The sequence below is a fragment of the Rhizobium leguminosarum bv. viciae USDA 2370 genome (genome assembly GCF_002008365.1).
Taxonomy (GTDB): Bacteria; Pseudomonadota; Alphaproteobacteria; order Rhizobiales; family Rhizobiaceae; genus Rhizobium; species Rhizobium leguminosarum.
Genome location: NZ_MRDL01000003.1, coordinates 130,151 through 155,900 on the forward strand (window position 1 = coordinate 130,151; position 25,750 = coordinate 155,900).

19 protein-coding genes and 4 pseudogenes are annotated in these 25,750 nt (G+C 60.0%); 5 read left to right on the forward strand and 18 right to left on the reverse strand.

Annotated features, from left to right (window positions below; genetic code table 11):
* Positions 1-129: 129 nt before the first annotated feature.
* From BS629_RS02340 to BS629_RS02390, 11 genes are all read right to left on the reverse strand, one after another.
* The gene (locus tag BS629_RS02340) at positions 130-1,176 is read right to left on the reverse strand and encodes an ABC transporter ATP-binding protein (RefSeq protein ID WP_018247056.1); all 1,047 of its coding nucleotides are present in this window, start codon (positions 1,174-1,176) and stop codon (positions 130-132) included.
* A gap of 11 nt (positions 1,177-1,187) precedes the next feature.
* On the reverse strand, positions 1,188-2,888 hold the full coding sequence (locus BS629_RS02345) for a beta-fructofuranosidase (RefSeq protein ID WP_018247057.1): 1,701 nt from the start codon (positions 2,886-2,888) through the stop codon (positions 1,188-1,190).
* A 2-nt stretch (positions 2,889-2,890) separates the two neighbouring features.
* Positions 2,891-3,784, reverse strand: coding sequence for a carbohydrate ABC transporter permease (locus BS629_RS02350; protein ID WP_018247058.1), 894 nt, complete (start codon positions 3,782-3,784; stop codon positions 2,891-2,893).
* Entirely contained in the window at positions 3,777-4,709 is a 933-nt protein-coding gene (locus tag BS629_RS02355; RefSeq protein ID WP_018247059.1) for a carbohydrate ABC transporter permease, read from the reverse strand. The genes BS629_RS02350 and BS629_RS02355 overlap by 8 nt, the downstream gene beginning before the upstream one ends.
* Positions 4,710-4,781: 72 nt before the next feature.
* A complete protein-coding gene (locus BS629_RS02360) occupies positions 4,782-6,074 on the reverse strand; it encodes an ABC transporter substrate-binding protein (RefSeq protein ID WP_018247060.1) in 1,293 nt (430 codons plus the stop codon).
* Positions 6,075-6,114: 40 nt separating this feature from the next.
* On the reverse strand, positions 6,115-7,125 hold the full coding sequence (locus BS629_RS02365; RefSeq protein ID WP_018247061.1) for a LacI family DNA-binding transcriptional regulator: 1,011 nt from the start codon (positions 7,123-7,125) through the stop codon (positions 6,115-6,117).
* Between the two features lie 412 nt (positions 7,126-7,537).
* Positions 7,538-8,044 (reverse strand): DUF995 domain-containing protein, encoded by a 507-nt coding sequence (locus BS629_RS02370; RefSeq protein ID WP_018247062.1) that lies wholly within the window; start codon positions 8,042-8,044, stop codon positions 7,538-7,540.
* Positions 8,045-8,062: 18 nt separating this feature from the next.
* Positions 8,063-9,001 carry a glycoside hydrolase family 26 protein gene (locus BS629_RS02375; RefSeq protein WP_018247063.1) on the reverse strand — a complete coding sequence of 313 codons (939 nt, stop codon included), beginning with the start codon at positions 8,999-9,001 and terminating at the stop codon, positions 8,063-8,065.
* Between the two features lie 19 nt (positions 9,002-9,020).
* Positions 9,021-10,928: a glycosyltransferase family 2 protein gene (locus tag BS629_RS02380; RefSeq protein WP_018247064.1), complete on the reverse strand. Its 1,908-nt coding sequence runs from the start codon at positions 10,926-10,928 to the stop codon at positions 9,021-9,023.
* Positions 10,925-11,911 carry a UDP-glucose 4-epimerase GalE gene (gene galE, locus BS629_RS02385; RefSeq protein WP_027690371.1) on the reverse strand — a complete coding sequence of 329 codons (987 nt, stop codon included), beginning with the start codon at positions 11,909-11,911 and terminating at the stop codon, positions 10,925-10,927. The genes BS629_RS02380 and galE overlap by 4 nt, the downstream gene beginning before the upstream one ends.
* Positions 11,911-12,957, reverse strand: a complete 1,047-nt coding sequence (locus BS629_RS02390; RefSeq protein WP_018247066.1) for a UDP-glucuronic acid decarboxylase family protein — start codon at positions 12,955-12,957, stop codon at positions 11,911-11,913. The genes galE and BS629_RS02390 overlap by 1 nt, the downstream gene beginning before the upstream one ends.
* Before the next feature lie 354 nt (positions 12,958-13,311).
* Between BS629_RS02390 and BS629_RS02395 the strand changes: the two genes are divergently transcribed.
* Positions 13,312-14,457: a helix-turn-helix domain-containing protein gene (locus BS629_RS02395; protein ID WP_020572886.1), complete on the forward strand. Its 1,146-nt coding sequence runs from the start codon at positions 13,312-13,314 to the stop codon at positions 14,455-14,457.
* A gap of 16 nt (positions 14,458-14,473) precedes the next feature.
* Here the strand turns inward: BS629_RS02395 and BS629_RS40435 are convergent.
* Positions 14,474-14,816: pseudogene (locus tag BS629_RS40435) on the reverse strand (helix-turn-helix domain-containing protein); the annotation flags it as partial.
* Positions 14,817-15,465: 649 nt separating this feature from the next.
* On the opposite strand from BS629_RS40435, the gene BS629_RS02405 reads away from it, so the two are divergent.
* Together BS629_RS02405 and BS629_RS02410 are read left to right on the forward strand one after the other, a co-directional pair.
* Complete coding sequence (locus tag BS629_RS02405; RefSeq protein WP_018247068.1) at positions 15,466-16,383, forward strand: recombinase family protein; 918 nt, start codon at positions 15,466-15,468, stop codon at positions 16,381-16,383.
* A gap of 199 nt (positions 16,384-16,582) precedes the next feature.
* Positions 16,583-17,448, forward strand: a pseudogene (locus tag BS629_RS02410) (Fic family protein); the annotation flags it as partial.
* Between the two features lie 92 nt (positions 17,449-17,540).
* Here the strand turns inward: BS629_RS02410 and BS629_RS02415 are convergent.
* The 4 genes from BS629_RS02415 to repA form a co-directional block, all read right to left on the reverse strand.
* A complete protein-coding gene (locus tag BS629_RS02415) occupies positions 17,541-17,807 on the reverse strand; it encodes a DUF2277 domain-containing protein (protein WP_018247069.1) in 267 nt (88 codons plus the stop codon).
* A gap of 2,106 nt (positions 17,808-19,913) precedes the next feature.
* The gene (gene repC, locus BS629_RS02420; RefSeq protein ID WP_020493455.1) at positions 19,914-21,179 is read right to left on the reverse strand and encodes a plasmid replication protein RepC; all 1,266 of its coding nucleotides are present in this window, start codon (positions 21,177-21,179) and stop codon (positions 19,914-19,916) included.
* A gap of 239 nt (positions 21,180-21,418) precedes the next feature.
* Positions 21,419-22,459, reverse strand: a complete 1,041-nt coding sequence (gene repB / locus BS629_RS02425; protein ID WP_018247072.1) for a plasmid partitioning protein RepB — start codon at positions 22,457-22,459, stop codon at positions 21,419-21,421.
* Entirely contained in the window at positions 22,444-23,661 is a 1,218-nt protein-coding gene (gene repA / locus BS629_RS02430; RefSeq protein ID WP_018247073.1) for a plasmid partitioning protein RepA, read from the reverse strand. Before repA ends, repB begins: the two co-directional genes overlap by 16 nt.
* Positions 23,662-24,143: 482 nt before the next feature.
* Between repA and BS629_RS40440 the strand changes: the two are divergent.
* Both BS629_RS40440 and BS629_RS02440 read left to right on the forward strand, forming a co-directional pair.
* Positions 24,144-24,194: pseudogene (locus BS629_RS40440) on the forward strand (hypothetical protein); the annotation flags it as partial.
* Positions 24,195-24,482: 288 nt separating this feature from the next.
* On the forward strand, positions 24,483-24,749 hold the full coding sequence (locus tag BS629_RS02440; RefSeq protein ID WP_077987933.1) for a WGR domain-containing protein: 267 nt from the start codon (positions 24,483-24,485) through the stop codon (positions 24,747-24,749).
* A gap of 114 nt (positions 24,750-24,863) precedes the next feature.
* On the opposite strand, the pseudogene BS629_RS39555 reads toward BS629_RS02440, so the two are convergent.
* Together BS629_RS39555 and BS629_RS02450 are read right to left on the reverse strand one after the other, a co-directional pair.
* Positions 24,864-25,004, reverse strand: a pseudogene (locus BS629_RS39555) (DUF736 family protein); the annotation flags it as partial.
* A 113-nt stretch (positions 25,005-25,117) separates the two neighbouring features.
* Entirely contained in the window at positions 25,118-25,558 is a 441-nt protein-coding gene (locus BS629_RS02450) for an RbsD/FucU family protein (protein WP_026188826.1), read from the reverse strand.
* Between the last annotated feature and the right edge of the window lie 192 nt (positions 25,559-25,750).

Here is a 25,750-nt window from a genome sequence, read left to right on the forward strand (position 1 = left end):
CGCGCAATTGGCCAATTCGATCAGTTGAAGGGCCGAACACCCAAACCAAGACGTCGCAAGGCTGGATGGAACCGGAACCGAACCACGCCCGTCAAATGACGGACGCGGCTCGGCGGGAGGCGCCCGGGATCAGTCTATCCGATTGCCTTCGGCGGAGAAGAGGTGGATTTTCTCGGATTTGGGCGCGAGGTGGATTTGCTGGTCGGGTTTTAAATCCAGCCGCCGGTGAAGTACGATCGTTGCCGTCTGCGTGCCGATACGCACCGAAAGATGGGTCTCCGCACCGGTCGGCTCGACAGTCAGCACGGTGGCCGGAATGCCCGTCTCCGCAATGTCGAGATCTTCCGGGCGAATGCCGTAGGTGCGCGCCGCGCTTTGGCTCAATTGCGGCGGAAGCGGCAGGGAAACACCGCCTTCGATACGGAAGCCGCCGTCGCTGACGCCACCCTCGAAGAGGTTCATCGACGGCGAGCCGATGAAGGCAGCGACAAAGGTGTTATCTGGGCGGTCGTAGAGATCAAGCGGCTTGCCGATCTGCTCGATGCGGCCAGCGCGCATGACGACGATCTTGTCGGCCATGGTCATCGCCTCGATCTGGTCATGGGTGACGTAAACGATGGTCGTGCCAAGGCGCTGATGCAGCTCCTTGATCTCGCTGCGCATGGTCACCCGCAGCTTGGCGTCGAGGTTGGACAGCGGCTCGTCAAAGAGGAACACTTTCGGATGGCGTACGATGGCGCGGCCCATGGCGACGCGCTGGCGCTGGCCGCCGGAAAGCTGTTTCGGCAGGCGCTCCAGCAGGGGTTCAAGTGCGAGAATGCCGGCGGCTTCGCTCACCAGCTTATCGATTGTCGCCTTATCGCGCCCCTGCAGCTTCAAGGCAAAGCCCATATTTTCGCGCACCGTCATGTGCGGATAGAGCGCGTAGGACTGGAACACCATGGCGATATCGCGCTCCTTCGGCGCGACGTCGTTGACGACGCGGCCGTCGATGCGGATTTCACCGCCGCTGATATCCTCCAGCCCCGCCAGCATGCGCAGAAGCGTGGACTTGCCGCAGCCGGACGGCCCGACGAGCGTGACGAACTCACCGTCCTCGATATCCGCGGAAACCCCGTGGATAATGGAGGCCGCGCCGTATTGCTTCAGAACCCGGTCGATTGCTACCGATGCCATTGTCTGTCCCCTCACAGTTTCAATTGCCAGACGCCGGCCTCGGCGACGGCGCCGGTGAGCGTTGCCGAACGTGCGGCGGCAAAGCCCGGAATGCGTTTGGACCCCGTCCAGCGGCCGTTGTCAGCGAAGACTTCGATGGAGCCGGCATCGAGGAAGATGCGCAGGCTCGACGGTTTCGCGCCGGTGGCGACGTAGCGTGGCGGCGTCTTGCCGGTGCGGGCGTCGAAGACAATCGCCAGACCATCGGCATCGAGTTTCACGCCTAGATCGACATCCGGATGATCGAAGGTGAGATCGAAGGCGGCGCCCGGCTCGGTGAGATCAAGTACGATCTCGACGGCGCCGGTGCCGAGCGGCACGGTCTTGCCGGCGGCAAGCGCGGTGTCGTCCAGCAACTGATGGCGCAGGCTTTCGACGGCTGCGACCGGCGGGGTCAGCACCGTGTCACCGTCGAGAAGCACGCGGCGCGGCAGGGTCATAGTCGTCGGGAAATCGTCCTTCTTGGAAAAATCCGACCAGTTGGCGAGCCAGGCGATGCCGACCGGCTCGTCGCCATCAACGAAGGCCTGGAAGGCATAGGCATCCGAACCGAAATCCAACTCCTGCTCGAATTCCGCCGTGAAGGTGCGGCCATCGAAACTGCCGACGGTGACGGAGGTGAGGTTGCGGCGGCCGGTGGCCGGGTCGCGGCTGGTGAGCAGACCGAAGATCAGCGCCCAGCGGGTTTCTGCGTTTTTGCCGCAAAGCGGCACCATGCAGGGGCATTCCGCCGCTGTCATGCCGAAACCGTCCTCGCGATGGATGATGCCGAGGAAGGTCCAGCCATCGGCGCCTTGCGCGTCTGCGGTTTCATAGAGCAGTACGACGCCGCCCTGCCTGTCGCGGCTGCCGAGCAGCATCTTCCAGCGGCCGTCCGGGCCTTTGAAGACATAGGGGTCGCGGAAATCGGTGGTGAGGTTCAAGCCTTCCGGGCGCAGCGGCATCACGGTTTTCGACGGGCCGGCGACGATGCCGTCGCGGCTGACGGCGGAAAGCTGGATTTGCTCTTCCGGTTGCCGATCACGCACATGCTCGGTGTAGAAGACGCGGATTTCCTCGCCTTCTGGGCCGGCGCCGGGGATCGCCGAGCCGGAGAAGGCGCCGCCGCGGCCATCGTCCTTTTCCGATAGATGCGCCGCCGGGAAGAGGAACATGGGCAGATGCGTCCAGTGGACAAAATCCTTCGAGACGGCATGGCCCCAGTGCATAGTGTTCCAGCGCGGCTCATGAGGATAATGCTGGTAGAAGAGGTGGGCGTTTCCGCCGAACCGTCCAAAACCGTTCGGATCGTTCATCCAGCCGAAGGGCGGGCGGAAGTGGTAGCTGTCGGGCACGTTGGGGGCGGCGGTGCGGGCATCGCTGTGCAGGACGCGGATGCCCTCCTTCATCACTGTTTCCGGCCGGAAGGCATAAGCGACGGAGAGCGCTGTGGTTGTCGCATCATAGGACAGCGTGGCATGACCGCCCTTCGCGAGCGTCACAGCGAAGAACTCAAATTCCCCCGTGCGGCGGGTCGAGGGCTCGCCGATGTCGTTGCCATCAACAGCGACGAAGAGCTTCGCCTCGCCGCCGGCATGGCGCGCCTTCAGCCAGAGATGCAGCACCGTGCCTTCGGGCAGCTCCGCTTCGATGGTTTCAGGTGCTGACGTTTCGGATTTTGCCTGCAGAGACATGATCAACCTTTCACGGCGGAGCCGACGAATGAACTGACGAACCAGCGCTGGAAAGCCAGATAGAGAATGAGGACGGGGATCATCATCAGCACCGAGGCGGCCATGGCGCGGTCCCAATAGATGCTGTCCTGTCCGAAGAAGGTGGCGATGGCCACGGCAATCGGCCGAGCATAGTCGGTCTGGGTGACCAGCGTCGGCCAGAGATACTGGTTCCAGCTTTCGATGCCCATGAGGATCGAGACCGTGGCGAGCGCCGGCAGGCTGAGCGGCATGTAGATTGACCGGTAGATGCGGAAGACCGATGCACCATCCATTTCCGCCGCTTCATAGAGTTCCTTCGGCAGCTGCGCGAAGAACTGGTAGAAGAGGAAGACATAGAGCGGGCTTGCCACCCAGGGCAGGATCTGCACCGCGAAGGTATCCGTCAGCCCCGCCCGCGACATCATGACGACGAGCGGCATGATGATGCTTTCCTGCGGGATGACATAGAGGGCGACGACCAGCGCCAAGAGCGCCGCCTTGCCGCGCAGCGAGCCCCAGGCCAGAACGAAGCCCGCCATGGAATTGATGATCAGACCCGAGACGACTGTGGCGACGAGGATCACCAGCGAATTGAAGAGATATCGGCCATAGGCCAGCTCGCCGGAGAAATGGGCGATCTCCTTGTAGTTCGACAGCGTCGGGTCGCTGACCCAGAAGGCGCGGAAGCTGCCCATATCGGCGAGGATGCGGAAACGGTCGTCCTTCAGGCTGGCGATCAGCAGCATGAACAGCGGCGAGATCATCACCAGCGCGATGACCAGGATGCAGAGGCTCTGCACGACGCGCAGGCTTCTCTTGCCGTTGCCCCTTGCGATTGCCAGCGGGGCGGGCTGGCTCAAAGCGATATCAGACATCGAAGCGCCTCAGGAGTTTGCGTTGCAGGAGCGCGATCAGAAGAACGATGACGAAGAGGATGACGGAAACGGCCGATGCGTAGCCGAGTTTCTGCTCCTCGAAGCCGGCGCGCACCATGTAGTGGACAACGGTTTCGGTGCTTTCCTTCGGGCCGCCCTGGGTGAGGATCGCCACCTGCGTATAGAGCTTGAAGGCCTGGATGGTAGTGATGACCAGCACGAAGACATGCGTCGGGCGAAGGCCGGGCATGGTGACGTGCCAGAAGCGGCGCAGCGCGCTTGCCCCGTCGATGCGGGCGGCATCGTATAGTTCTTCGGGAATGCCCTGCAGGCCGGCGAGATAGATGATCATCTGAAAGCCATAGGCCTGCCAGGCTGAAAGCAACACGATGGAGAACATCGCCCAGTTGGGGTCGCCGAGCCAGTCGATCGGCTGGATCGTGCCGCCGGAAAGGAAACCGACGATCTGGTTGAGCGGGCCGCTCGGATACTGGAACAGCGTGCCCCAGATGACGCAGACCACCACCATGGAGGTGATCGCCGGCAGGAAGAACAGGCCGCGCAGCAGGTTTTGCATCGGCAGCTTCTGGTGCAAGAGCAGCGCGGTCAGGAAGGCGAGGCCGCACTGCACTGGCAGCACCCAGAAGGTGAAACGCGTAACGTTCCACAGCGAGGTCCAGAACAGCGGATCGGTGAAGACGCGCTCGAAATTCAGGAGGCCGACAAAGCGCACCGGCGTCGGGCGCGGCACGAGCGGCTGGTTGGTCATCGCCGTCCAGAAGGACAAGAGGAACGGCGTGATCAGGAATATCGCCAGAAGCAGAAAGGCAGGCGCGATCATCGCCATTTCCTGCCAGAGCCGCTGCTTGTCGCGGCGTTTCGCCGGACGCCGCAAAGCGGGCGTGGAGGTCTGTTGCAAAGTCATTGTTTCCTCCTCATCGGTCATCCTCCCGAGATAGTCCAGGGCCGGCCGGAGAACCGGCCCCGTCAAAACCCCTTACTGCTGCTCGTCGAAGGGCGGGTAGCCGGCGTTGTCCTCGATATCCTCGTCAATCTTCTTGGCAGCGGCCGTCAGCGCTTCCTGCGCGTCACCACCGTTGAAGATCTTGTCGACGGCTTGCATGAAGGCCGAGGTGATCGTCGGATAGGCCGGGTGCGGCGGACGGGCGATCGCGGTCTTGGAAGCCTGCTCAAAGGCGATGGCGAGCGGACCGCCTTCCGCATAGAGCGGAGATTCGGCGGCGAAGCTCTTCAGGCCCGGATAGGCGGACTGGGTCTTGGCGTATTCCCGGTACGCCTTGTCCTTCAGCAGGAAGCTCAGGAACTTGCCGGCGATCTCGGGGTTTTCCGAAGTCGCGGAAATGCCCCAGATCCAGGTTCCGTTCGGGCTCACGCCCTTGTCGCCGATCTTCGGCAGCGGCATGACCACGATATTGTCCTTCATCGCTGCCGACGCCTCCGCGTAGAACCAGTGGCCGCCCATGGCCAGCGCGGCCGGCTGTCCCTCGGCGTAGAACTGGTTGGTGCCCGACGAAGTCGGTACGACCCAGCCCTTCTTCACCCAGTCCTGCATCATCGTCAGCGCCTTGACGCAGGCCTCGCCATCGAGCGTGCCGCTGGCCTTCCAAGTCTTGCGGTCGATCAGGTCGCAGCCGGCGCTTTCGAGCAGGGGGCCGTAGGCATAGGTGATCCACTCGGTCTTGATGCCGTAACCTCGGAAGGTGTCGATCGGCCACTTCACGCCTTCGAGCTTGGAAAGCTTTTCGAGATAGCCTTCGAATTCCTCGCGGGTCCAGGCATCGTCGACCGATTTCGGAATGCGGGCGCCAATGGCTTCAAGATATTTCTTGTTGCCGTAGAGCACGACCGAGGAGTCGGTGAGGCCGATCGCATAGAGGTCCTTATCGATCGGATAGGTGCCCTGGGCGATATTCGAATCCGTCATGTCATCGAGCAGGTCCTTGTCAATGAGCGGCTTGACCGGCTGCAGATAGCCGGACCAGACATAATTGGCGAGGAACGGAGCATCGAGTTCCATGATATCGGGCAGCTGCTTGGCCATGACGGCGGCGCTGAACTTTTCGTTATAGGCATCGTGCGGCGCGTAGATCATCTCGATATCGACATCGGGATTGGCGGCCTCGAAGCGGGTGGCAACGTCGCCATAGGCCTTCACCCAGCCGGGATCGCCCTGGTGCATAACGTGGATGACGGTCTTTGCCTCGGCAAGACTGGCGGTTGCAACCAGCGCGGCGGACGCGAAGAGTCCATAAAGTAAACGATTACCCATTCTCATTGATATTCTCCTCCTGTTAGACACTATTCGATGTTCAGACGGATGCCCGTTCGACCAGATGGAACGGCAGTTTCCGCAGATGCGGCGGTTCGGGCTGCTCGGCCAGGAGGATCTCCATGGCAAGGCGGCCCATGGCGCGGTGCGGCAGGGCCATCGTCGTCAATGGCGGGTCCAGCCGCGAGGCAAGCTCGACCTGGTTGTCGAAGCTTGCCACCGCGATATCATCCGGAATGCGAAGGCCGGCGCGGGCAAGCGCCGCATAGACTTCCATCGCCACGCGGTCATTGCCGCACAGGATGGCGTCAGGCCGTTGACCGGATTTCAGAAGCGCCTCCACATGAGAGGCAACGAGGCTCGGCGCGCGGTCGCTGTAGACGCTGCGGCGCACCGCCGGCAACACGCCGACGGGGTCGATGCCCCCCTCCTCAAGCGCCGCACGAAACCCCATCTCGCGTAGCGTGCCGGCGAGAATGCCCGGCAGGTTGATGAAGGCGATGCGCCGGCGGCCGGCGGCGAGGAGATAACGCACGATCTCCCGCGCGCCGCCCTCTTCGTCCGGCACCAGCGCGGTGACGCGGCCGGCAGCCTCGCGGCAGTTGATCATGACGCCGACGGCGCCCGTCAACCTGTCCGGCAGGGCCACATGCTTGTGGTACATGGCGGCATAAGCAACGGCGCGTGGCCGGAACTGCTGCACCTCGTCGAGCACCGAGCCGATAGACTGGCCGCTTCTGTGGTTGACCGCAAAGACCGCCATGCCGGCGCTGCGGGCTGCCCCGTCGAGGCCACGCACGATCTCGGTGGCGAAGGGCGAAGTGATGAGGCCGTCGGAGACGACGCCGACCAGCGGCAGCCAGCCCTGACGCACGCCACGCGCCGCAAGGTTGGTCACATAGCCGAGTTCTTCCGCAATGGCCTTGATCTTCTGGCGCGTATCGTCGGACATGCGGGCGGAGCCGCCGTGCAATGCGCCGGAAACCGTCTTTACCGAGACGCCCGCACGTTCCGCGATGTCAGAAAGCGATACTGCCACGATCTTCACCATCCTCCTTGGGTGATCGATTACCCAATAGTGGCAGCGGACGCGTTTTGTCAAGCGGCTTTTACGTGCACTGCTCGGTGTTCCGAACACCTATCTGTCAATCGGCGCACAAGACTGACCCCTTACCGGCGTGCAATCTTGGCTCTGACGCAGATTTGGTGCAATTGACTCATGTCGAGCCGATCAGGCGGGCTTGAAGAAGATCAGTTTTCCGCGCCCGTACATCTGGCGCTTTACCAGCTTGAGCTTGGTGATTTGCCCCTCGGTTTGTCCGTTGGACCACGATGAGACGATCGCTGCCCGGACTGCCTGTATGTCTTTGAAGCGATCTTTTATGAAAAGGGTTGCGCGCAGGCATCGGCTCCTACAAGGACACAGATGGCGCCTCGGCCGCGCGCAACCCCCTGCTTCGCCTTTACTTGGCCTTACTGACGCTCGCCTCAATCCTCCCCAATTGAGAGCTCACGTAGTCGCCGTGGCGAAGCTTTGCGAATTCGTCGGTGGCTTGTGCCCGTCTGCTCTTGAAAACGTACCATTGACCGTCCGGTTCGCGTTTCTGATAGATCAGGCCGCCCTTCTTGCGGTGGCTGAAGCAGGTGATTGCCGTCGCCGTTCCGGTCTTGGCGTGCCAGTCGGCGTTGAAGCAGAGTTTACCCGACTCCGTGATGAACCAGCGGCCCATACCGAAAGACGGCGAGCCGTTTTCCCGCGACCAGGCGGTAAAGCGGCGCGCCTTTGTGGAGAAGTAGCCGGCACCGGCTTTCCACATCCAGGAATTCTGGTTGTAGAGCTGATAGATTTCCGCACTGCTCATCGGCTTTGCGGTCTCGATCCCCGCAGGCTCATTGGTTCCGGCAGCGGACGCGGCCGTGGCGATACCGCTGAGGGCCACGGCCAGGAGCATTTTTTGAAGCATGGACATGTTCAGCTTCCTTCTTGTTCAATTGATGCTTTCGCGGACGACCCGCCAGTCGGGGCGGCCATAGCCGTCCGGCCACGGATAGACTTCACGGTCGTTGAAGTAGATAACGGCGCTCAGGGCCGGGAACTGGGGATAGCGTTTCGTTATGCTCTCAGCCCAGTTTCGCACGTATGAATCGTCGCCTTCGTAGCCGAGTTCGGCAACCATGATGGGCTTGCCGTAACCAGCGACACGGGCGTATCCGGGCGCAAGGTGCGCTGCAAACGTCTGATCCTTGCCAGTCTTGTCCCTGTCGTATTGCTGCAGGCCAAAGACCGAGAGCCCGATGAGATCGACGACATCGTTGCCGGGATAAAAGGCTTGAAGCCCCTCATTACCCTTCGGTGACCACATGTATTTTGCCGTCTTCAGGTGGACCTTGCAGACCTCCACCATCCGCCGATAGGCCTTGGCATAATCGGCGCCCTGCCAATGCGACCAGGAGAACTGGCTGTCGGTTTCGTCCATTTCCTGTCCCCAGCGAATGATGACCGGACTTTTCAGCTTGGCGGCAGTCGAGCAGACGGCGGCCATGTTCGCATCGCGCGAACCGTCCAGGATGCTGTGCAGCAGTTCCTGCGAGGTTTGGCGCCAATCGGATGACCAGGTCCAGGGCTCGACCGAGATCAGCAGGGTGCGGCCACGCGCTTGCGCATAATCGTCGGCCAGGGCGAGCGTGCGCAGATCGACGTCTTCCCAGGGCAGGAAGAGGTGTTCGATCTTCGAATCGGGCGACGCGGCTAAATCTCCGTGCGGATCATAGGCGCCGAACGTGATCGACTCCTTCGTGACGACCGGCATTTTGGTCGGCGGCGCGATGGACGATGTCGTCATCGCAAGCGGCTGCCCCTCGGCAAAACTGCCCAGAGCGGTCGGCAGGACCGCAACTCCCGACAGCAACAGGCCGGTTAACGACAACAGGGCTATTTTGGATGGGCTAGACATTGTGTACTTCCTCCAGGCTCGGCCGCAAATCCGGGTGAGCGGCATCCGTTCTCAGTTGGATCTCTTCCGGATCGGAAATCCATCGTGGTTTGAAGAAGATCGTGCGCAGGGCGGTCCCGCCCCGGCCTGCACCGGAGGCGGCGTAGCGCTCTTCGAACAGCTGAAGGCGGCCACTACCCCAGGCGAGTGCCTCGGCCGCATCCTTTCCGCGCATGATGGTTGCAACCCCCGGCAGCGCGACGAGCGCAAGAAGCACGGTCGCCATCGCCGGACGGTAGAAACGCGGGGCCGCCGCAATCGTATTTTCCTTCGAATGGCGCCCAACGATGACCAGAAGCAGCACGCAGTAGATTGTCGCGTTCAGGACGGTAAAGAAGTAGCCCCCCTTGGAGGCGCCGGCATGGCCGATCGCCAGGGCGGGCAATACCGCCATCAGCGCCAGCACAGCGTAGGGCGCCAGGACACGCGCCGGCAGCAGATCGACTTCGGACCGCCCTTTCGGCGTGACGCGGAAATCGACGAAGGAGCCCGTGAGAAAATCGTGCACCGCAGCCAGCGTACCGGCGAGCGCCCAGGGCCAGCGCGCGAAGAGAAAGAGCATGCATTCCCAGCTCAGGATCTTGGCGTCGTACGGGCGGAACGAACTGCTGGCGCGCCAGCGATAAGCCATCACCACGAGAGCGATAGAAAGCGGCGCGAAATGCGTGAGGAAATCGAGATAGGTCACCGTCACGAAGTTCTGGCCGCGCACAAGCGCGATGATCGGCATCGCAAACATGAGCAACATGAAGAACGCAAAAAGCGGATACCAGAGTTGCGAAAAGAGGAACTGGAACTTGAGCCGGGGCGGCAGCCGGCCGACGAGGCTCGGCGAGTACCGCAACAGCACCATGACCAGGCTGCGCGACCACTGGAATTCCTGCGTCACGAGATCGCTGAAGGTTCTGGGGCCGTCACCATGGGCGACGGCATCCAGCGCATGCACACCCCGCCAGCCGCCGGCATTCATCATCATTGTCGTCGAGTGGTCTTCAGCCAACTCCGGACCGAGGCCGCCGATCTGTTTGAGGGCGACGGTACGTACCGCGTAATGCGACCCTATGCACAGCGGCGCCAGGCCGCCATTGTAACCGGCTTGGAGCGAGCCATGCATGCTGGCCTCGGCATAGAGCCTTCCACGTGCCGACCAGCTTTCGGAAGCGTTCTTGTCGCAAATGCTGGGGGCCGAGACATAGCCGACCGTTGGATCGGCGAACGGACGCAGCATGTGGAAGAGATAGTCGGGCGCGGGAACATGATCCGCATCGAGTTGCGCCACGAAATCGTAGCGGCTGTAGCCGTAGTGGTCGTAAAAGAAGGCGAGGTTGCCTTCCTTGCACCGCGTGCGTCGGGGCCACGACGTCCGATGGTAATCGGATCGCCCCTTGCGGGTCGAGACGAAGACCCCGTGAGCGGAGCACCAGTCGAGAGTCTCGGGGGAAGGGTCTTCGTCGGCAAGCCAGGTGTCGTGTTCCACCTCCTGGGCAAGCATTGCCAGCAGGGTTTCACTGACGACCGAGAAGGGTTCCGCCGGCGCCTTGGTCACGACCATGGCCACTCGGCTGCCCGCCGGCAGGCGCAAGGGACCGTTCGGTCTTGCCGCCCGATAGAAGACGACGATGAAATAGGCCGGCAGAGCGGTAACAAAGGCAAGAACGAGGCTCACCGTAATTGTCCCGAAAGCATCGACGTGATGGTGCGGCTCCAGCCACCAAATCCAGAAATAGGCGAAGGCGCAGGCCCATACGGCGGCCAAGAACAAATATTCGGCCCGCCGATATCCGGTCAGAACCGGGACAAGAAACGGCTCCTGGGAGGGTTCCGGAGCATGCGTCGCTTGGTTGATCGCAAGTTCGGTCACGCGCGCACCTCCAGTCCGAAGAACGGAGCCGCCGTCCGCACGATGGTTTCGAGGTCGGAATATCGAGGCTGGAAGCAGAGTGTCTCGCGGGCCAGGCTGGCGTCGGCATAGAGGCTGGGCGGATCGCCCGGCCGGCGCGGATTGATGACGACCGGGACTTCGCAGCCGGTCGTTTCCTCGATTACGCGCAGCACTTCCCTGATGGAAAAACCCCGCCCGGTGCCGAGGTTGACAGCGAGGTTTGCTCCGCCTTTGGCGAGATGGGTAAAAGCCTGAACATGGGCGCGCGCGAGATCTGCGACGTGAATATAGTCCCTTATGCAGGTCCCGTCAGGGGTGTCGTAGTCATCGCCGAATATCTCCAGGTGCGGAATCCGGCCGGCCGCGGCCAGCAGCGCCCGCGGAATGAGATGGGTTTCCGGAACGTGCCATTCGCCAAGCTCGCCGTCCGGATCGGCTCCACAGGCATTGAAGTAACGCAGGGCAACATAACGCAGGCCGAAGGCCGCCGAATAGTCGGCGAGCATATTCTCGCCCATCAGCTTGGTCCTGCCGTAGGGATTGATCGGAGCCTTCGGCAACGTCTCATCGATCGGCAGCACGGAGGAAACGCCGTAGACGGCACAACTCGATGAGAAGATGACGTTCTGAAGCCCCGTCTGCCGGCAGGCATCGATAAGCGACAATGCACCGCAGACATTGTTGTTGTAATATTTCGCCGGGTTCTGCACGGACTCGCCCACGTAGGCCGAGGCGGCAAAGTGGATGACGGCATCGGGCGCATATTTCTCGATGGCCTCGATCAGGCATGGCGAGTCGAGGACGTCACCTTCGACGAAAGGGCCCCAGCGCACGGACGACCGGTTTCCGGTCGTAAGATTGTCGTAGACGACAGGCTCAATCCCCTCCGAGCGGAGGAGCTTGGCGGTGTGGCTGCCGATATAGCCGGCACCGCCCGTGACAAGGACCCGGGGCGCATCCATCAGACGGCCTCCAGCTCGCGTGCTGGACGGGTGAGAAGGCCATCGAAATAGTCGATCGTCTGACGCAGGCCGCTCGACAAGTCGATCTTCGGCCGCCAGTCGAGTTCCTGCATGGCAAGCGAAATATCCGGGCGACGCTGACGAGGGTCGTCAACCGGCAGAGGGCGATGGATGATTTGCGACCGGGAGCCGGTCAATCCGATCACCTGCTCGGCCAGCTCCCGGATCGTGAATTCGCCCGGATTGCCGAGATTGACGGGCCCCGTCAGCGACGACGGCGAGGCCATCATGCGGACCATGCCGCCGATGAGATCATCGACGAAACAAAACGAGCGGGTCTGCGAACCGTCGCCATATATCGTGATGTCTTGCCCCGTCAGGGCCTGAACGATGAAATTCGAGACGACGCGGCCGTCGTCCGGACGCATCCGCGGGCCGTAGGTGTTGAAGATGCGGATGATCTTGATCTCGACGCCGTGCGTGTTGTGGAAGTCGAAGAACAGCGTCTCGGCGCACCGCTTGCCCTCGTCATAGCAGGAGCGCGGCCCGAACGAATTGACGTTGCCCCAGTAGCTTTCGACTTGCGGATGGACGTTCGGGTCGCCGTAGACTTCGGAGGTGGATGCCTGGAGGATGCGTGCACCGGTGCGCGCGGCCAGCTCCAGAAGGTTGAGGGAGCCCAGCACGCAGGTCTTCGTCGTATGGACCGGATCGGCCTGATAATGCGGGGGCGATGCCGGGCAGGCGAGGTTATAGATCTCGTCGACTTCCAGATCGAGTGGCTGGACGATATCGTGGGCGACGGCATTGAAGCGATCGACGCCCTTCAGATGGGCGATATTGCGCCGCATGCCGGTGGAAAAGTTGTCGAGGCAGATCACCTGGTGTCCGGCGGCCAAAAGCGTCTCGCACAGATGGGATCCTAGGAAACCTGCGCCGCCGGTGACAAGAACTCTCTTGGGCGCACGAGATTTTCCGGATGAATAACTTGCGTAATGAGACGAAGCTTGCGCAGAGCGCGCACGAATCTTACCAAGGTAGTTCATGACTATCCCCCGTGTTTTTTAGATTTTGCTGTGGAATTTTCTATATTTACTTCGACATTGCGCGATACTAAGTCGTTCGATCAGGCGAATGCTTTATTATTCCGTTTTTTCTTATGGAAAAAACCGATGTTTATTTAGATACAGCCAAGGGAGGCAATTGTCGTTATCCCCACATCCTGAAAATTATCGCTCCGTACATTTCTGAGCGGAAAGGAATATGATAAGCAACTTATGGAGGTGGCTCGTCGGGCGCTTCCGCTTTTTCAGACAGAGTTCTCCGGGGATTTCAGCCGCAAAAACAATTGCTTTTCTGAATTTCCATGGCTTGGGTCGGGTTATGCGCTGGAGGAATTAATGGCTACAGGGTCTGAATCCGACGATGATCCTGCCGCGGAACTGCGGCCGGCGCAGATGGAGCGGCGGCGTTGGGCACGTGAACCGGCCATGCGCAAGGAACGACCACCCCATGCCTCCCCTGCACTCGTGCCACTGCGCTTCTCGACGCGGGACCTGCCACCGGCAGAACAATTCCAGGCCTGGAGGGCACATATGGCGCCGCTCGCGGATGTTCATTTGCCGGAGGGAAAATCACCGGAAGACGGGTTCCTCGCGGAGCAGATCGGCTGGCATCTCGGCAATATCCTCATCGTCCAACAGCGCGCGCAGGCCCACAGATATATCCGCGATCAGGCCATGCTTCGATCCAGCCCCATCGACCATTGGAACGTCGGCCTAATGCGCAGCGGCCAGGCCTGGACCGAGGTCAACCGTCGTGTCACCGAGACCGGTGCCGGCGAGATATTGTTCATGTCTCTCGGCAGCCCCTATCGCGGACGGATGACAGATACCGAAGCTTTGCTCGTGTTCCTGCCGTATGAGCTGCTGGCGCGCGATGCGAGCCTTCTCCAGAGCGCCGGCAACACGGTTCTTTCGGGCAGCCACGCCGAGTTGCTCACGGGCTATCTCACGGGCCTCGAAACGAACCTCGGCAATCTGACGATAGAGGAAGTGCCCCGGATCATCCAAACCATCGGCGATATGGTCGTTGCGGCCGCCGCATCGTCCGCAAGGACTGATACCGGTCAAAACCAGACCAACATGGGACTGATGGAGCGGGCGCACCGCTACATTCACGTCAATCTCCATTCGGAAAACTTGACACCGGACATGATGTGCCGCGCATTGGGGATTTCGCGTACGCGGCTTTACCAGCTGTTTGAGGCGAGCGGAGGCGTGCTCAATTATATTCGCAAGCGGCGATTGCTGCAGGCCTATGCGGATCTCAGCAATTCGGCCGACCACAGGCCGATTTCAGAAATCGCAGAAGCCGCCGGTTTCGAGGTCGCCGCCAATTTTACGCGCGCCTTCATCCACGAATTCGGGCTGAGCCCGCGTGAAATCCGAAGGACAGTGGCAACCCAACAGCGACCAGCTCCGGCCATCGGCTCCACGCGGCGCTACGGAAAAACGATCGGGGATTGGCTGGCCCTGACGGGTTGATCCGGCATGCCGCTTGCTAAGGGCCGTTTCTCAACTGAGCCGGAAATCTCCCCCTCCCCGTCATCTCCCGCAAGCCGAGCTTCCCCACAATCCGCCGCGCCGCCTGGCGGCGTCACCCCGAGCGCTTTTTCGACCATGCCTGCCGAGACAAGCGGTTTTGCCATGACCCGCTCCGGCAGCTTTGACGACGTCGGCCTCCCATCCAGCTTCCGTTCAATCATTAGTCGCGTCGGCGCCAGCCGGTCATGCTCCTTCAGTCCGATTTCGGCAGCCGCATTCAGCCCCTGGGCAATGGCCAGCAGCCGGGTTTCGCGATCGCGATGCCCGCGCTGATCGACGGGAATGGTTTTGAGATTGACGGCCATATCGCGGGCGTCGTGGAAGACAAGGTCCTCGAGGTGGACGAGTTCGCCGCCGAGCCACAACCAGGTGCAGGCGTCAATGAAGTGGGATCGTTCGATCCAGCCCACGCCGACCGGCGAACGGGCGATGCGCCCGTCGAGACGCACCAGCGCGATCCCGGCGTCCGCAATCGGCCACAGGAGGCTGGTCAGGTGATTTTCGTAGAAACGTAACACATTGACATCATGGTAAACGCGTCCTTAATTGGAAGTGATCTCCGGTATTACTTCCGCGATCGATGACGATCGCGACGGCGGCGTTTCACTTCCGATAACTACCAATTGTCGATGGTGACGCAATCAAAGTCCGCGCAATTCCCTTCGGCTGCTCTTGGCTCGAAGATTTGGCGGCGGCTTTTCAGCGTCAAAGCCTGCAATCGAGCAAGAGGCTGTGCCTAACCTCCTCCAGATCCTCGGATTTCGGGCTCTTTGCCCATGGCAAGCCCCCAGCGCGTGTTCTCGGCCTCCGATGAGCCGTCCTCCATCTCGACCTCGTTTCCGCGCCCGACGGCTTCCTATTCTGATCATAAAACACACTTGCAAAGGAACGTTTACTGACGCATGCATTATCTGTACAAACCGCTGCTATAGACGACATCGGAGTTCCATGGCGAGACCCGCAATCCCCAATCCCCATCCTGCTCCCCAGAGGCTGATTGGATACGCGCGTGTATCGACAGAAGACCAGATCAACGACGCCCAGGTGGACGAGTTGCGAGCGGCTGGTTGCTATCGCATCCATCAGGAGCACGGATCCGGGGCATCAAGGGTGAGGCCCATCCTGAGGAAGCTTCTCCGCGAACTTGTCGCGGGCGACGTGCTCGTTGTCGTCCGGTTGGATCGGCTGGCGCGCTCCGTTAGCCATTTGCTTGCTGTCATCGAAGACCTAGAGAAAAGGGGCGTTCACTTCCGGTCCCTCCGTGATCCAATTGACACCTCGACGCCGCAAGGCATGTTTTCTCTGCAGGTATTGGGTGCCGTAGCCCAGCTCGAGCGTGCGCTCATCGCAGAGCGAACCAAAGCCGGCATGAAGGCGGCTAAAGCGCGGGGGCGGCTCGCCGGCAATCCAGGACTTCGCGAGCGCCGACCGGAAGCTATCCGTGCTGTCTCTGCCGCCCGCAATCGGGCCTATCTGGACGAACTGATCTCATCGGCGCAGACATGGTTGCCGACTGTTCGCAAGCTGCGGCCGCAACATAGTTGGGACAATGTGGTGCTGATCCTTAATCGCATGGGCCACAGCTGGACGGTCGAACGCTTGCGCCGGGCAGTTCACCGGATGGTACGCGAAAAACTTGCGGAGCCAGAACTGCTCGCCCGCTCTCCTCGGCGGCCGCCCGAGGACAATCTGATGAAGTTGGTCGCCGCGATCGCGATCGCCGATCCCGACCTATCGCTTCGAGAGATTGCTGCGCAGTTGGACCAGATGCATGAGCGACCGCCGCGTGGTGGCCGGAAATGGCAGCCGTCTTCAGTGAGGGCGCTGTTGGACGAAGCGCGCCGCTTCGGACTCATACGCTTATGAGTGCTGGTCGTGACGCGGCTGAACGAGGCGCGCTTGATTGGCGACATATGGTTTGCCGCCCTTTTGGATATAGTCGATTCTAACCTTTCAAGGTGCTCTCTGGGTCTCCGCGACAGCCTTCGAGCATCACATGAGCGAGAGGATTCATTTCTATCACTCATCGCAAGGGATTATGGTGAGTTATAGAAAGGGTGCCTATAACCGCCAATTTGGCCTCGATGCCGACAATCGGCCATCAACGCCGCAAGAGCGCGGCATCGCGGAAATGATGCTCGATGTGTACGACACTTGGTCCGCCCCGCTCAACGACGAAACCTGTTTCGCTGGCACGGCATGATGATGACAGGCAATCGCCATCTTGGAGCGATCGGCGCATATCGAACGCATGAAGATGCCATGCAGATTGTGCCCGGCCGTCAGGACAATCCGACCGTCCACTATGAAGCCCCACCATCAAGGCGGGTCCCCGCGGAAATGGCGGCCTACACCAAGTAGTTCAACAAAACGGCGCCACCCGGTTAACTCCCCTTGCCCGATCTTACCCGTGCCGGCGTAGGCCATTTGTATTGCGAAAGCATCCGTCCGTTTGAAGATGGAAATGGAAGGCTTTGCCGAGCGTTCGCTGAAAAATCGCTTGCCCAAAACATCGGGCAAACCGAGCTTTGATTGCGTTTGTCCACACGATCGAGGATGGCCGGAAAGCCTATTACGATCAGCTCGAACGGCATCAGCGCATGCTCGAGATCACCGAATGACTGTGTATTTGGCGGGAACCATCCTTGATGCGCAACAGACCACCTTGACTCGGGTGGCCTTCTATATCCGCAAGGCGAAATTCAATCACCGGTTCCGCGGGCAATTCAACGACCGCCAGGAGAAGGCCATCACTCGGATGTTCCGGAAAGGCCCTGGGGGGTTTAAAGGTGGACTAAGCGCTGAGAATTACATTTCGATCAGGCGGACCTCGCGACAGCGACACGCGATCTTCATGACTTGTTGGAGAGAGATGCTCTCACGCGCACCGGCGAACGCCGGCACGCACGCTACGCACTAAATCTGCCCTGATTACGAATAAGAGACAGAACTCAACCGCCGCGTCCCTTTTGGACAAAGGACCGAAGAGGCTGAACCAGCTGCCCGACACGCGGGCCTCAAAATCATGCAAACCGGGTCAGGTTTCTCGACCGCGCTTTTGCAGCTACTTCCTCGCGATTGTGCGGCGGATGTGAAGTCTCGAGCGAATCGAGCAATTCTCGCGCGCATGCGGCGATTGAAACGATTGCGTGTTCAAATGCTGCCTCATTGCGTTTCGACGGCTTGGTCGTTCCACTCAGCTTTCGTACGAACTGTAATGCCGCATCACGTATTTCCTGATCGGTCGCCGGCGGATCGAAATTGAAAAGTGGTTTTATGTTTCTGCACATGGACTGCTCCCAGTCATCTTCGCTTGACACGTGGCCTAGGGCCGGCCGGACGGTGGCTCATCTGCACCGGGAGACTTCAAAACACGATGCGCCTTCTCTCGGTGCGACCACTCCCGTGCCCATCCCATCCTCGCCTCCCCCTCAATCCGACAGTCCTACCCCTCTGTCGCTCGGGCTGACAACACCTAGATACCGAAAAAGACGCCACAAGTCATTCTGTCAGCCACCGCTCCTGGCATCGGGTGCACGCGCCATGGCGTCGAGGTCACCACTGACGCCGATTTTGCCGTCCGCGTCGGATGGTTCCATGTCCCTTTCGCCTTGAACGTCAGACCGCTCGGCACTCACCCTTAACGTCGAAGCCCCGGAAGTTGTCTCGCAAGAGGTAACAGCTGTTGCCTTTTGGACCCCGGCTATCAAGATCGCCTCGATCGCCCAACACGAGCGACAGAAATCCTACCATTGATGCCACCGCAAACGCGCTTGTCGAGCGGCCCTGCCCCATCCCTTTCTGTCCCAAAGTTATGGTCGCTGCCATCGCTCCGTGCATGAAGTGCACAGCACGCCACGCGCCATTGGTGACATCGTTTGACCGCCCGCGTCGGATCCTTCCACGGCCCCCATGTTTAAAACGTCAGACAGCTCGGCATTTATCCGCAACGTCCGAAGTTCCCGGAAGCTGTGTCGCCTTTGGTAATTGAGCTTTCTTGAAGGAGGAGAGGGGTCCATCCTGTCGGCACGCTCCACTCCAAAGGTAACAGCTGTTACCTTTGGGTCCCAGTAGGGCTGCCTGGTTGGTCAAACCCAGGCGATAATAACATTAACGTCGATGCCGCCCAAAAATGGCGTATCGATCCGACCCTGCCCTGTCCCTCTCTGTCTCCAAGTCATTGTCGCTGGCATTGCTGCAGGCACTCACTGCGCAGGACGCCGCAGCGGCGACGTCACCAGTTGACGCCGGTTTCTGCCCAGTCTGCGACTGGACCCTTCCACGTCCCTTTTGCAACCGCTCGGCACTTACTCGTAACGGCCGACGTCCCCGAAGTTATCTCGCTTTTGGTGATTGAGCCTTTTCAAGGAGGAGAAGGGTCATCCTTGTCGGCCGCCCCACCCAAAAGGTAACAGCTGTTACCTTTCGAGCCCATCGAACCAAGCTCGCCTGGCTCGTTGTCGACCGGATCCTGCCCCGGCCCTCTCCGTAGGTGGATAGGCAGATTACGTTCGACAGGGAGGAAGAACGAGGTGGCGATAGGTAACCCCCCACCACGTCCATCGCTCCCCGCAGCGAGACAGCCTGCAGCACCCGGCCCGCGCAAACGCCATTGCCGGCCTTCATGGAACCTCTTCTGCTCTGCGGGTGCCGCAGATGCCGACTGCCTCTCCGTCCTTTAGGCAGCAATGCACAATGATTCCGGACGAGTCACAAGCTGGCCGAACGGGTGGCATGGCTTCTTGAATGAACATTCGGAGACCACCTTCGTCACGGCTCGCACTCATTCTCTCCCTGATCAACGTCCATTGCTCGCGCACGCTCAGCTGCCGGCAAAGTTGGACGAACCCAGCGTGAAGCGACTCGGTTGGGTGGCCAAAATGCCCGAACAGAGGAACCGCCCAGGATCATGGATGCTGTGCGCTCGGCCTCGCCCAATGCCCTCGATACGCGCCACCCCGCTCCTTCGAATTCGTTTACGCCCTCCAACACCCATGTTCTTCTTCGAGCCGAGTGGCTCCAAGGACGCGCAAAGATTTCGCCTCCGATCGGCAACACATTCAGAACGGAGGGTGCCCCGGATAGGCAGGTTAGTTCTCAATGAACAGGAGGAACGGGACTCCCCAGCCACAGCTATCTCGCCCGTCCTTCAGGGCAGTTGTACCGCCCTCGCCGTCTTGCGGAAGCCAGATGGACTATGGCTGCACCACGGCGGGCGCAAACCGATACCTGGCGAAACGACCGCTCTTTCTGGATACACCCGCCCCATTGCCGCTCATGCGACCCAGAGGGCGAAGCCACGCCCAGAAATCGAACTATTCCTGTAGCGGCGTCAAGGTAAACCTCGTCGCCGGTTCCGCATGCCCAAGCGCGGAATAACAGCTGTTACCTTTCGCCTATCTATCCCGTGTATTCATCCCGCTTTCGGCAAGACCGTAAAGGCTTTTTGAAAGGTGAAGACTCCCATCGACCGCCCGGTCGACCATTGCACGGAAATAGCCCCCCGGCTTTACAATCAGCTCCGGGTCACGCAAGGATTTTTCGAGCACAGTCGCCAAGATGGCGGACGCAGCATAACGGCCGACCCTCCCTACACCGTCTACCCATGCAGCCTCCGAAAGGCCGATCATGCGCCGCATCATTTCGGCCGCGCCGACAACATCGGACCAGCCGTCAAACTCCACACTGATACATTCCTGCGCCGCGCGGCACCCAACCTGCAGCAAGCCAACCGGCACCGCAGCTAGAACAGCACCCTGGATATCACCAACCGTCTTCTCTGCCTGCCGCAATCGGGTTTGCATGTCACCAACCGCCGCTTCAGGCTCATTTTCATAAGCCATTTCGACGGCGGAGCCGTCGTCAGTTTGTTTGATGCCTCGCTCGGGAGAGCGAGTCCGTTCATTACTTTCAGAAAGGTTTTTAGGGGTTGTATTAATAATAGAGGTGACGTCAATGTCACCCGCGCATGACATATTATGCTCACCGAAGCGAGCTTCAGCATATTCAAGAACCTCGGAATGCAGTGATTCGAGCTTGCTTGCTTGCTCAGCGCGGCTCGCCATCGTCTCCATGATCGCCTGTGCAGCGCACCTCCAGCTATCCGCCTTCTCCGGGAATGCTTCGCAGGCATCGATGATTGCCCTGGAAAACCGCGTAACCGCACGCCGCGCATCCAGGGTGGCCTTCAGTTCCCTTTGATAGTTGTCAACGCTCTCCTTGATCTCCGCAAGCCGCACGCGTGCGGGCGTGAAATCGAGCCCGAAGCCGCTGGCAACCATCCCGTCATTGTCGCGGTACACGAAGCGCCGGCCCGTTGGGCTGTCGCGGTAGGCAGCGATCCCAGCTTCAACGATCCTGCGGAGGCACCGCGTAACCGTGCGCTCGGAGCGCAGCGTGTATTCTGCGAGCTTGGCGTTCGAAATTGCAACGATCGGCCTGCCGGCCCCTTTCCAGTCATCGCCGCGCGAGAGGCCAAGGAGAATGTCCAGGACATGATAGGTCGTGCCGTCGATCCCAAGGATCGGCGCTGCTTTCTTCAACAGGAGGGAGATCTCCGATTTCGAGGTGTCCGGTATGTCGTTGGCCATCGCCATTCGCGCGCTTGCGAGAATGGCCGGACTGACGCGTCTGAACGATGCGATTGCCGTTGCTTCTGTCATTAGCTAGCCTGCCCGCAGCGCCTTAGCGTGCGGCTCCATCGAGATTCTTGTTGATGAAAGCCAGCAGACGGGCACAGTTTTTCGTTCCCAGCTGTTACGCAGGGGTTGATTGTGCCAGCGGTCCGTCATAGAATCAGTTTGTTAGAGCTGATGTCGACGGGACGTTTTCGTACTGTCGGCTAGGATTTTAAGGGTTCGCCGATTGCCGTCGGTGAGCCCTTTCCTATTTCTGAACCAGCCTACCGCATCGGCGTCTCCACGTTTTGTTGCCGGTACTCGTCCACCAGTGCCGGAAGCTTTTCGATGAGCCAGGCTGACAGGCCTGGCATCTTGCTTTCCGGAATTGTAATGAGCGTTGAGGAACGCGAGGATTTCGCAGTAATCACCGCGCCGCCACCGACCTCGATCTCTTCGCCGCGATCTCCGCTGGCTGCCTTGTGTTCCAGGGCGTTCATCAGCGCGGCGAAGCGCTGATCGCTTGGGGACGCAACCCATGTCCTCGTCGACGTCACCTGGTCAATGATAAGCTGGGCTGCGGCCGGAGCCCTACCGTCCTTGAAATGGGCGGCGAGCTTTTCCCACTTCGGCCGGCCAATTGAAGGCGCCGAACCGATCCTGGCGATCAGTTCGGCCGGGAACTGTTCTGCGATCCCAATCAGCATCGAAATATAGGTCAGCTTGCCGTCTGCCCTACCGAGGGCGGCAGCAATCGTCTCCCGGCGGAAGCCGCGCGACTTGAGGGTTGCAGCAAACAGCGCCTGCTCGATGAACGAGAGATTGGCGCGCTCGGTATTCTCGATCCCCTGAGCGACCACCAACTCGTCGTCGGTGAGCTCACGGATGATCGCTTTTACCGGCCGTTCAAGAATCTGACAGGCCCGCAAACGCCTATGGCCATAAGCGACCTGAAAGTAGCCTTGCTTGTCAGGGGAGGGGCGAACGAGGATGGGAAGTCTCTGGCCGCTTTCGCGGATGCCCTCAACGAAACCCTGAAATAACGGATCTCCCTCGATGTCGAGGCGATCCCTGACAAAGGAGGGAACGACATGGGCGGAGTCAATTTCGACAATTGCTTCAGAACCGCTCAGTTGTTCACGAAGGCGGTCGTTCTCCTCTTCCACGGCGACAAAGGCCCGGTCCATGGACTTGACGGCTCCAGATCCAACTTTGACCGCGGGACCTGCCGAGATCTGTTTGGCAAGCTCAGCGGAATCGACATTCCCAAAAAGGGATTTCATCCGATTGGAGCGTTCTTTGGCATTGGTCATGACCGTCCCCATACCGATTTGATGTGGTTGAAGATCTCGAGATTGACAGCATCGACGGAATCCAAGGCGCGTGTGAGGGTGTCACGACCGACAGAACCGCGTGCCATTTCGTAAAGGCTCTTCTTCTCCAAGCCGGCGCTGGCGATTGCCGTCGTGTCCACCACAGCTGGCGCCAGCACGTCCTCGCCAAACAGTGAGCGCAGGAGTGCGACGACATTCACCTGAGGAACATCGTTCGGATTATGCCTAGTGATGACATATCGAATGAAATCGTGTTCAAGAATACCGCCACGTTCCTCTATCACGTGCATGACATCGCTCAACATTGCCAGGAACTGGTTCATGCTGGCGACGTCGATCATCGCCGGATGAACGGTGATCAGCAGCGAGGTGGCGGCACAGAGAGCGCCCAGCGTAAGATAACCCAGCTGCGGCGGCGCATCGATCACCACGACATCATAGTCGTCCGCGACGCTGTTTATGACGGCGCCGAGCCGCCGGAAAAAGATCCCGTCGCCGCGGCCGCCGCCGCTTGCAATCGCCTGGGGCGTCTCATGCTCGTATTCCATGAGTTCCAGGTTGCCCGGTATCAGATCGATGCCGTCAAAATAGGTATTGCGGATGATGTCGCGCATCGGCCGTCGGTTGTCTTCGTCATAGCGAATGGCCGCATAAATGGTCTCGTTCTCGCTGACATCGAACTCGGGCTGATAGCCGAACATGGCCGACAAGGATGCCTGCGGGTCGAGATCGATTGCCAGCACTCGCAAACCGGCCAGCGCGAGATAATGGGTAAGATGGACGGTCGTCGTCGTTTTGGCGGATCCGCCCTTGAAGTTTGCAACCGCGATGACCTGCAGCTTCTCGCCGGGGCGCCGGCGCGGCAAGAAATCCAACGCTTCCACAGGACGTTTGGCTGCCAGGTATCGTCGGAGTTCATTGACCTGGGCCAGCGTGTAGCTCCTGCGGCCATTCTCCAGCCGCTCCGGCATTGCACCTTCGCCGTCCAACGACATTTGGCGGAGGGTTGATTCTGCGATCCCGAGCATGCTGGCAACGTCGCGTGATGTGAACGTGCGCAACGATTTCATCGCTTCGGGCGGATACATATGTGTCCGAAGCGACTGCAATTGCGCTGACAACATCTGCGCTTGGCGTGTAATCTTCGCAGCGGAGGATTCGCTCGTTTGCTTGCGTGTCGTCATCTGATCCATTTTCACCTCGCGACGGTTTTTCACCGATGATCGCGCATTTTCCGTCGCAAAGGTTGCAGGTATCGCGTGAGTCGTCAAACCTTCTTTGGTTAACGAAAATTTAATAAACAACTTGCTGCCGACACCGTCATCCGGCGCTCCACCATATTTTTCAACGACTTGAAGGCGTGGAGCGTCACTGAGCGGTTGTTTTCATGCCCGCACTTTTGCGGGTGGCGGTACTATGTGCACGGGCCGCCTTGGTATGGACAAGGCACCACATCCAGCGGCAGCGACGAGCGACTCGCAGATTTGCGACTGGAATCAAACCGCTTCTTTGCGCAAATCACGATCCGCGCACCAGCACAATTGCGGAGCGGGATCATGAAGCTGATAGCAATCCAGGCGCCGACGTCGAGCAAGGACGCAGCGCTTCTCGCGTCGGCGCGGACCGGCTCGCCTGAAACGTCTCCAGATCCAATGGTCGGGAGCGCGATCAATTCGACGAAATCGAACCGACCTATATTCTTGCCTTATCGGATAGGGGATATTGACGTGGTGATCGGTTGCGCACGGCTGCTGCCCGCCAATGGCCTGACCATGCTTTCGCCAGGGCGGCTCGACGCACATCCGTCATGATCGAAAGCTCGCGCTTCTACGTCGATACTGTTTGTCCTCGTGAAGCCGGGGAGGGGGCCTTGCGCCACGTCACGTTCGGTATGTTTGCAGATATCCTACGGCCACTCGCCCAAGTACCATCCTTCACGGAAATGAATCAGTCGCATGTGATTGATTCAAATGTGTCGTTGGACGTCGCCGTCCCGTTTGACGATGATGCCAACATGACTGTGCAGCCCTACCACCTCTATATCGAACGAGCGGATCCGGCGAAGAACATGGCGCGCTACTACGCCATAGAGATTGGGCAGACGCTGTTTGGAGAGCCCTGCCTGACGCGGCGATGGGGACGGATCGGCAGGCGTGGGCAGGAAAAGCACCATGTCTTCGAACGGGAGGAGGAGGCAGTTCGACTGTTCCTCGACCTGGTGAAACAAAAACGTGCTCGCGGCTACCGACCGAAATCAACTGTCCGGTATTTGTGGGGCTGACCTCGTTCATCTTCTTTCCTTCATAGCCGAAGCGAGGGTGCCCCGCAGCCTCCCGAATGGATGTCTGTGTCAGCAGTTCGGCCCCGCCTGAGCGGCGGGGGCCTTAGCGGGCTCTTAGTCGCGGTTGGGGCGGGACCAGATCAGCTGGTAGCCGTCCTCGCCTTCGATCTCGGAGAGCGTTGCGTAGATCGGAGCTGGGAAGCTTGGATCGTCCAGCTTGACCGAGAGATAGTCGCGGTCGCTCTCGCTGAAGCGCCCTTCACGGCCTCGATGGCTGTCACAAGGATCGGTGACGGTCGGACGGCACCTGAAGAGGCCGCAAAGCAGCAAGGGTGGCAAGTCGCAGATTTGTTAGTCGAAGAGAACCCTCAGACCACGCCCTTCTTAAGGATGAAGTTCCCATAGGCGCGCGATTCCGCCGTCTGGATGACTGCAAACGATCGCATCGCGATGGGATAGTACGCAGACCTCTCGACCGGTTGGCTCGCTATCGAACGGCCCTCTGCTTCACTGCAAACGGCGAGGACGTCTTTGTGTACTTCCAGCAACTCGCCTGGCGCGTCGACGGCCTCCATGTGCATCAGAGGCGTCTCACTAAACGTGTCCAAGGGCATCATCTGAAGGATCCCGCGGACTGCAGTCGGTGCATCGACACCCTCTAAGATGAGAAGCTTTCCGCTCGTGGTTTGGGTCGCTACACGAAAACCGGAGAAGTTTCGATCCACGATTGCCAGTTCGTCGCCGTGACCCATGGAGGCCATGACCCACAACAGGTCGGCCGTAATGAACGGCGGCACACCCTTCAGCATGGCGTCTCCCTCCCAAGAGATTAGCAGCGACAAGAACGATGAACGATTAGCAGAAAAAAACGATTGCGCAAACGTTTCGATGGCGCTAGCGTTATTACATAGCGGATCCTGGGAGAGCCTCTGGAGGTTGGAATTTCGCTTGGGAGGATCTTTTGAAAAACTTGTTCGTTGCGCTGCTAGCGAGAGCTGGAG

What these genes read in the sequence shown, in the direction of transcription:
- BS629_RS02340 (WP_018247056.1), bottom strand. Translation starts at nt 1,176, where the DNA reads ATGGCATCGGTAGCAATCGACCGGGTTCTGAAGCAATACGGCGCGGCC.
- BS629_RS02345 (WP_018247057.1), bottom strand. Translation starts at nt 2,888, where the DNA reads ATGTCTCTGCAGGCAAAATCCGAAACGTCAGCACCTGAAACCATCGAA.
- BS629_RS02350 (WP_018247058.1), bottom strand. Translation starts at nt 3,784, where the DNA reads ATGTCTGATATCGCTTTGAGCCAGCCCGCCCCGCTGGCAATCGCAAGG.
- BS629_RS02355 (WP_018247059.1), bottom strand. Translation starts at nt 4,709, where the DNA reads ATGACTTTGCAACAGACCTCCACGCCCGCTTTGCGGCGTCCGGCGAAA.
- BS629_RS02360 (WP_018247060.1), bottom strand. Translation starts at nt 6,074, where the DNA reads ATGGGTAATCGTTTACTTTATGGACTCTTCGCGTCCGCCGCGCTGGTT.
- BS629_RS02365 (WP_018247061.1), bottom strand. Translation starts at nt 7,125, where the DNA reads ATGGTGAAGATCGTGGCAGTATCGCTTTCTGACATCGCGGAACGTGCG.
- BS629_RS02370 (WP_018247062.1), bottom strand. Translation starts at nt 8,044, where the DNA reads ATGTCCATGCTTCAAAAAATGCTCCTGGCCGTGGCCCTCAGCGGTATC.
- galE (WP_027690371.1), bottom strand. Translation starts at nt 11,911, where the DNA reads ATGGATGCGCCCCGGGTCCTTGTCACGGGCGGTGCCGGCTATATCGGC.
- BS629_RS02390 (WP_018247066.1), bottom strand. Translation starts at nt 12,957, where the DNA reads ATGAACTACCTTGGTAAGATTCGTGCGCGCTCTGCGCAAGCTTCGTCT.
- BS629_RS02395 (WP_020572886.1), top strand. Translation starts at nt 13,312, where the DNA reads ATGGCTACAGGGTCTGAATCCGACGATGATCCTGCCGCGGAACTGCGG.
- BS629_RS02405 (WP_018247068.1), top strand. Translation starts at nt 15,466, where the DNA reads ATGGCGAGACCCGCAATCCCCAATCCCCATCCTGCTCCCCAGAGGCTG.
- BS629_RS02415 (WP_018247069.1), bottom strand. Translation starts at nt 17,807, where the DNA reads ATGTGCAGAAACATAAAACCACTTTTCAATTTCGATCCGCCGGCGACC.
- repC (WP_020493455.1), bottom strand. Translation starts at nt 21,179, where the DNA reads ATGACAGAAGCAACGGCAATCGCATCGTTCAGACGCGTCAGTCCGGCC.
- repB (WP_018247072.1), bottom strand. Translation starts at nt 22,459, where the DNA reads ATGGGGACGGTCATGACCAATGCCAAAGAACGCTCCAATCGGATGAAA.
- repA (WP_018247073.1), bottom strand. Translation starts at nt 23,661, where the DNA reads ATGGATCAGATGACGACACGCAAGCAAACGAGCGAATCCTCCGCTGCG.
- BS629_RS02440 (WP_077987933.1), top strand. Translation starts at nt 24,483, where the DNA reads ATGACTGTGCAGCCCTACCACCTCTATATCGAACGAGCGGATCCGGCG.
- BS629_RS02450 (WP_026188826.1), bottom strand. Translation starts at nt 25,558, where the DNA reads ATGCTGAAGGGTGTGCCGCCGTTCATTACGGCCGACCTGTTGTGGGTC.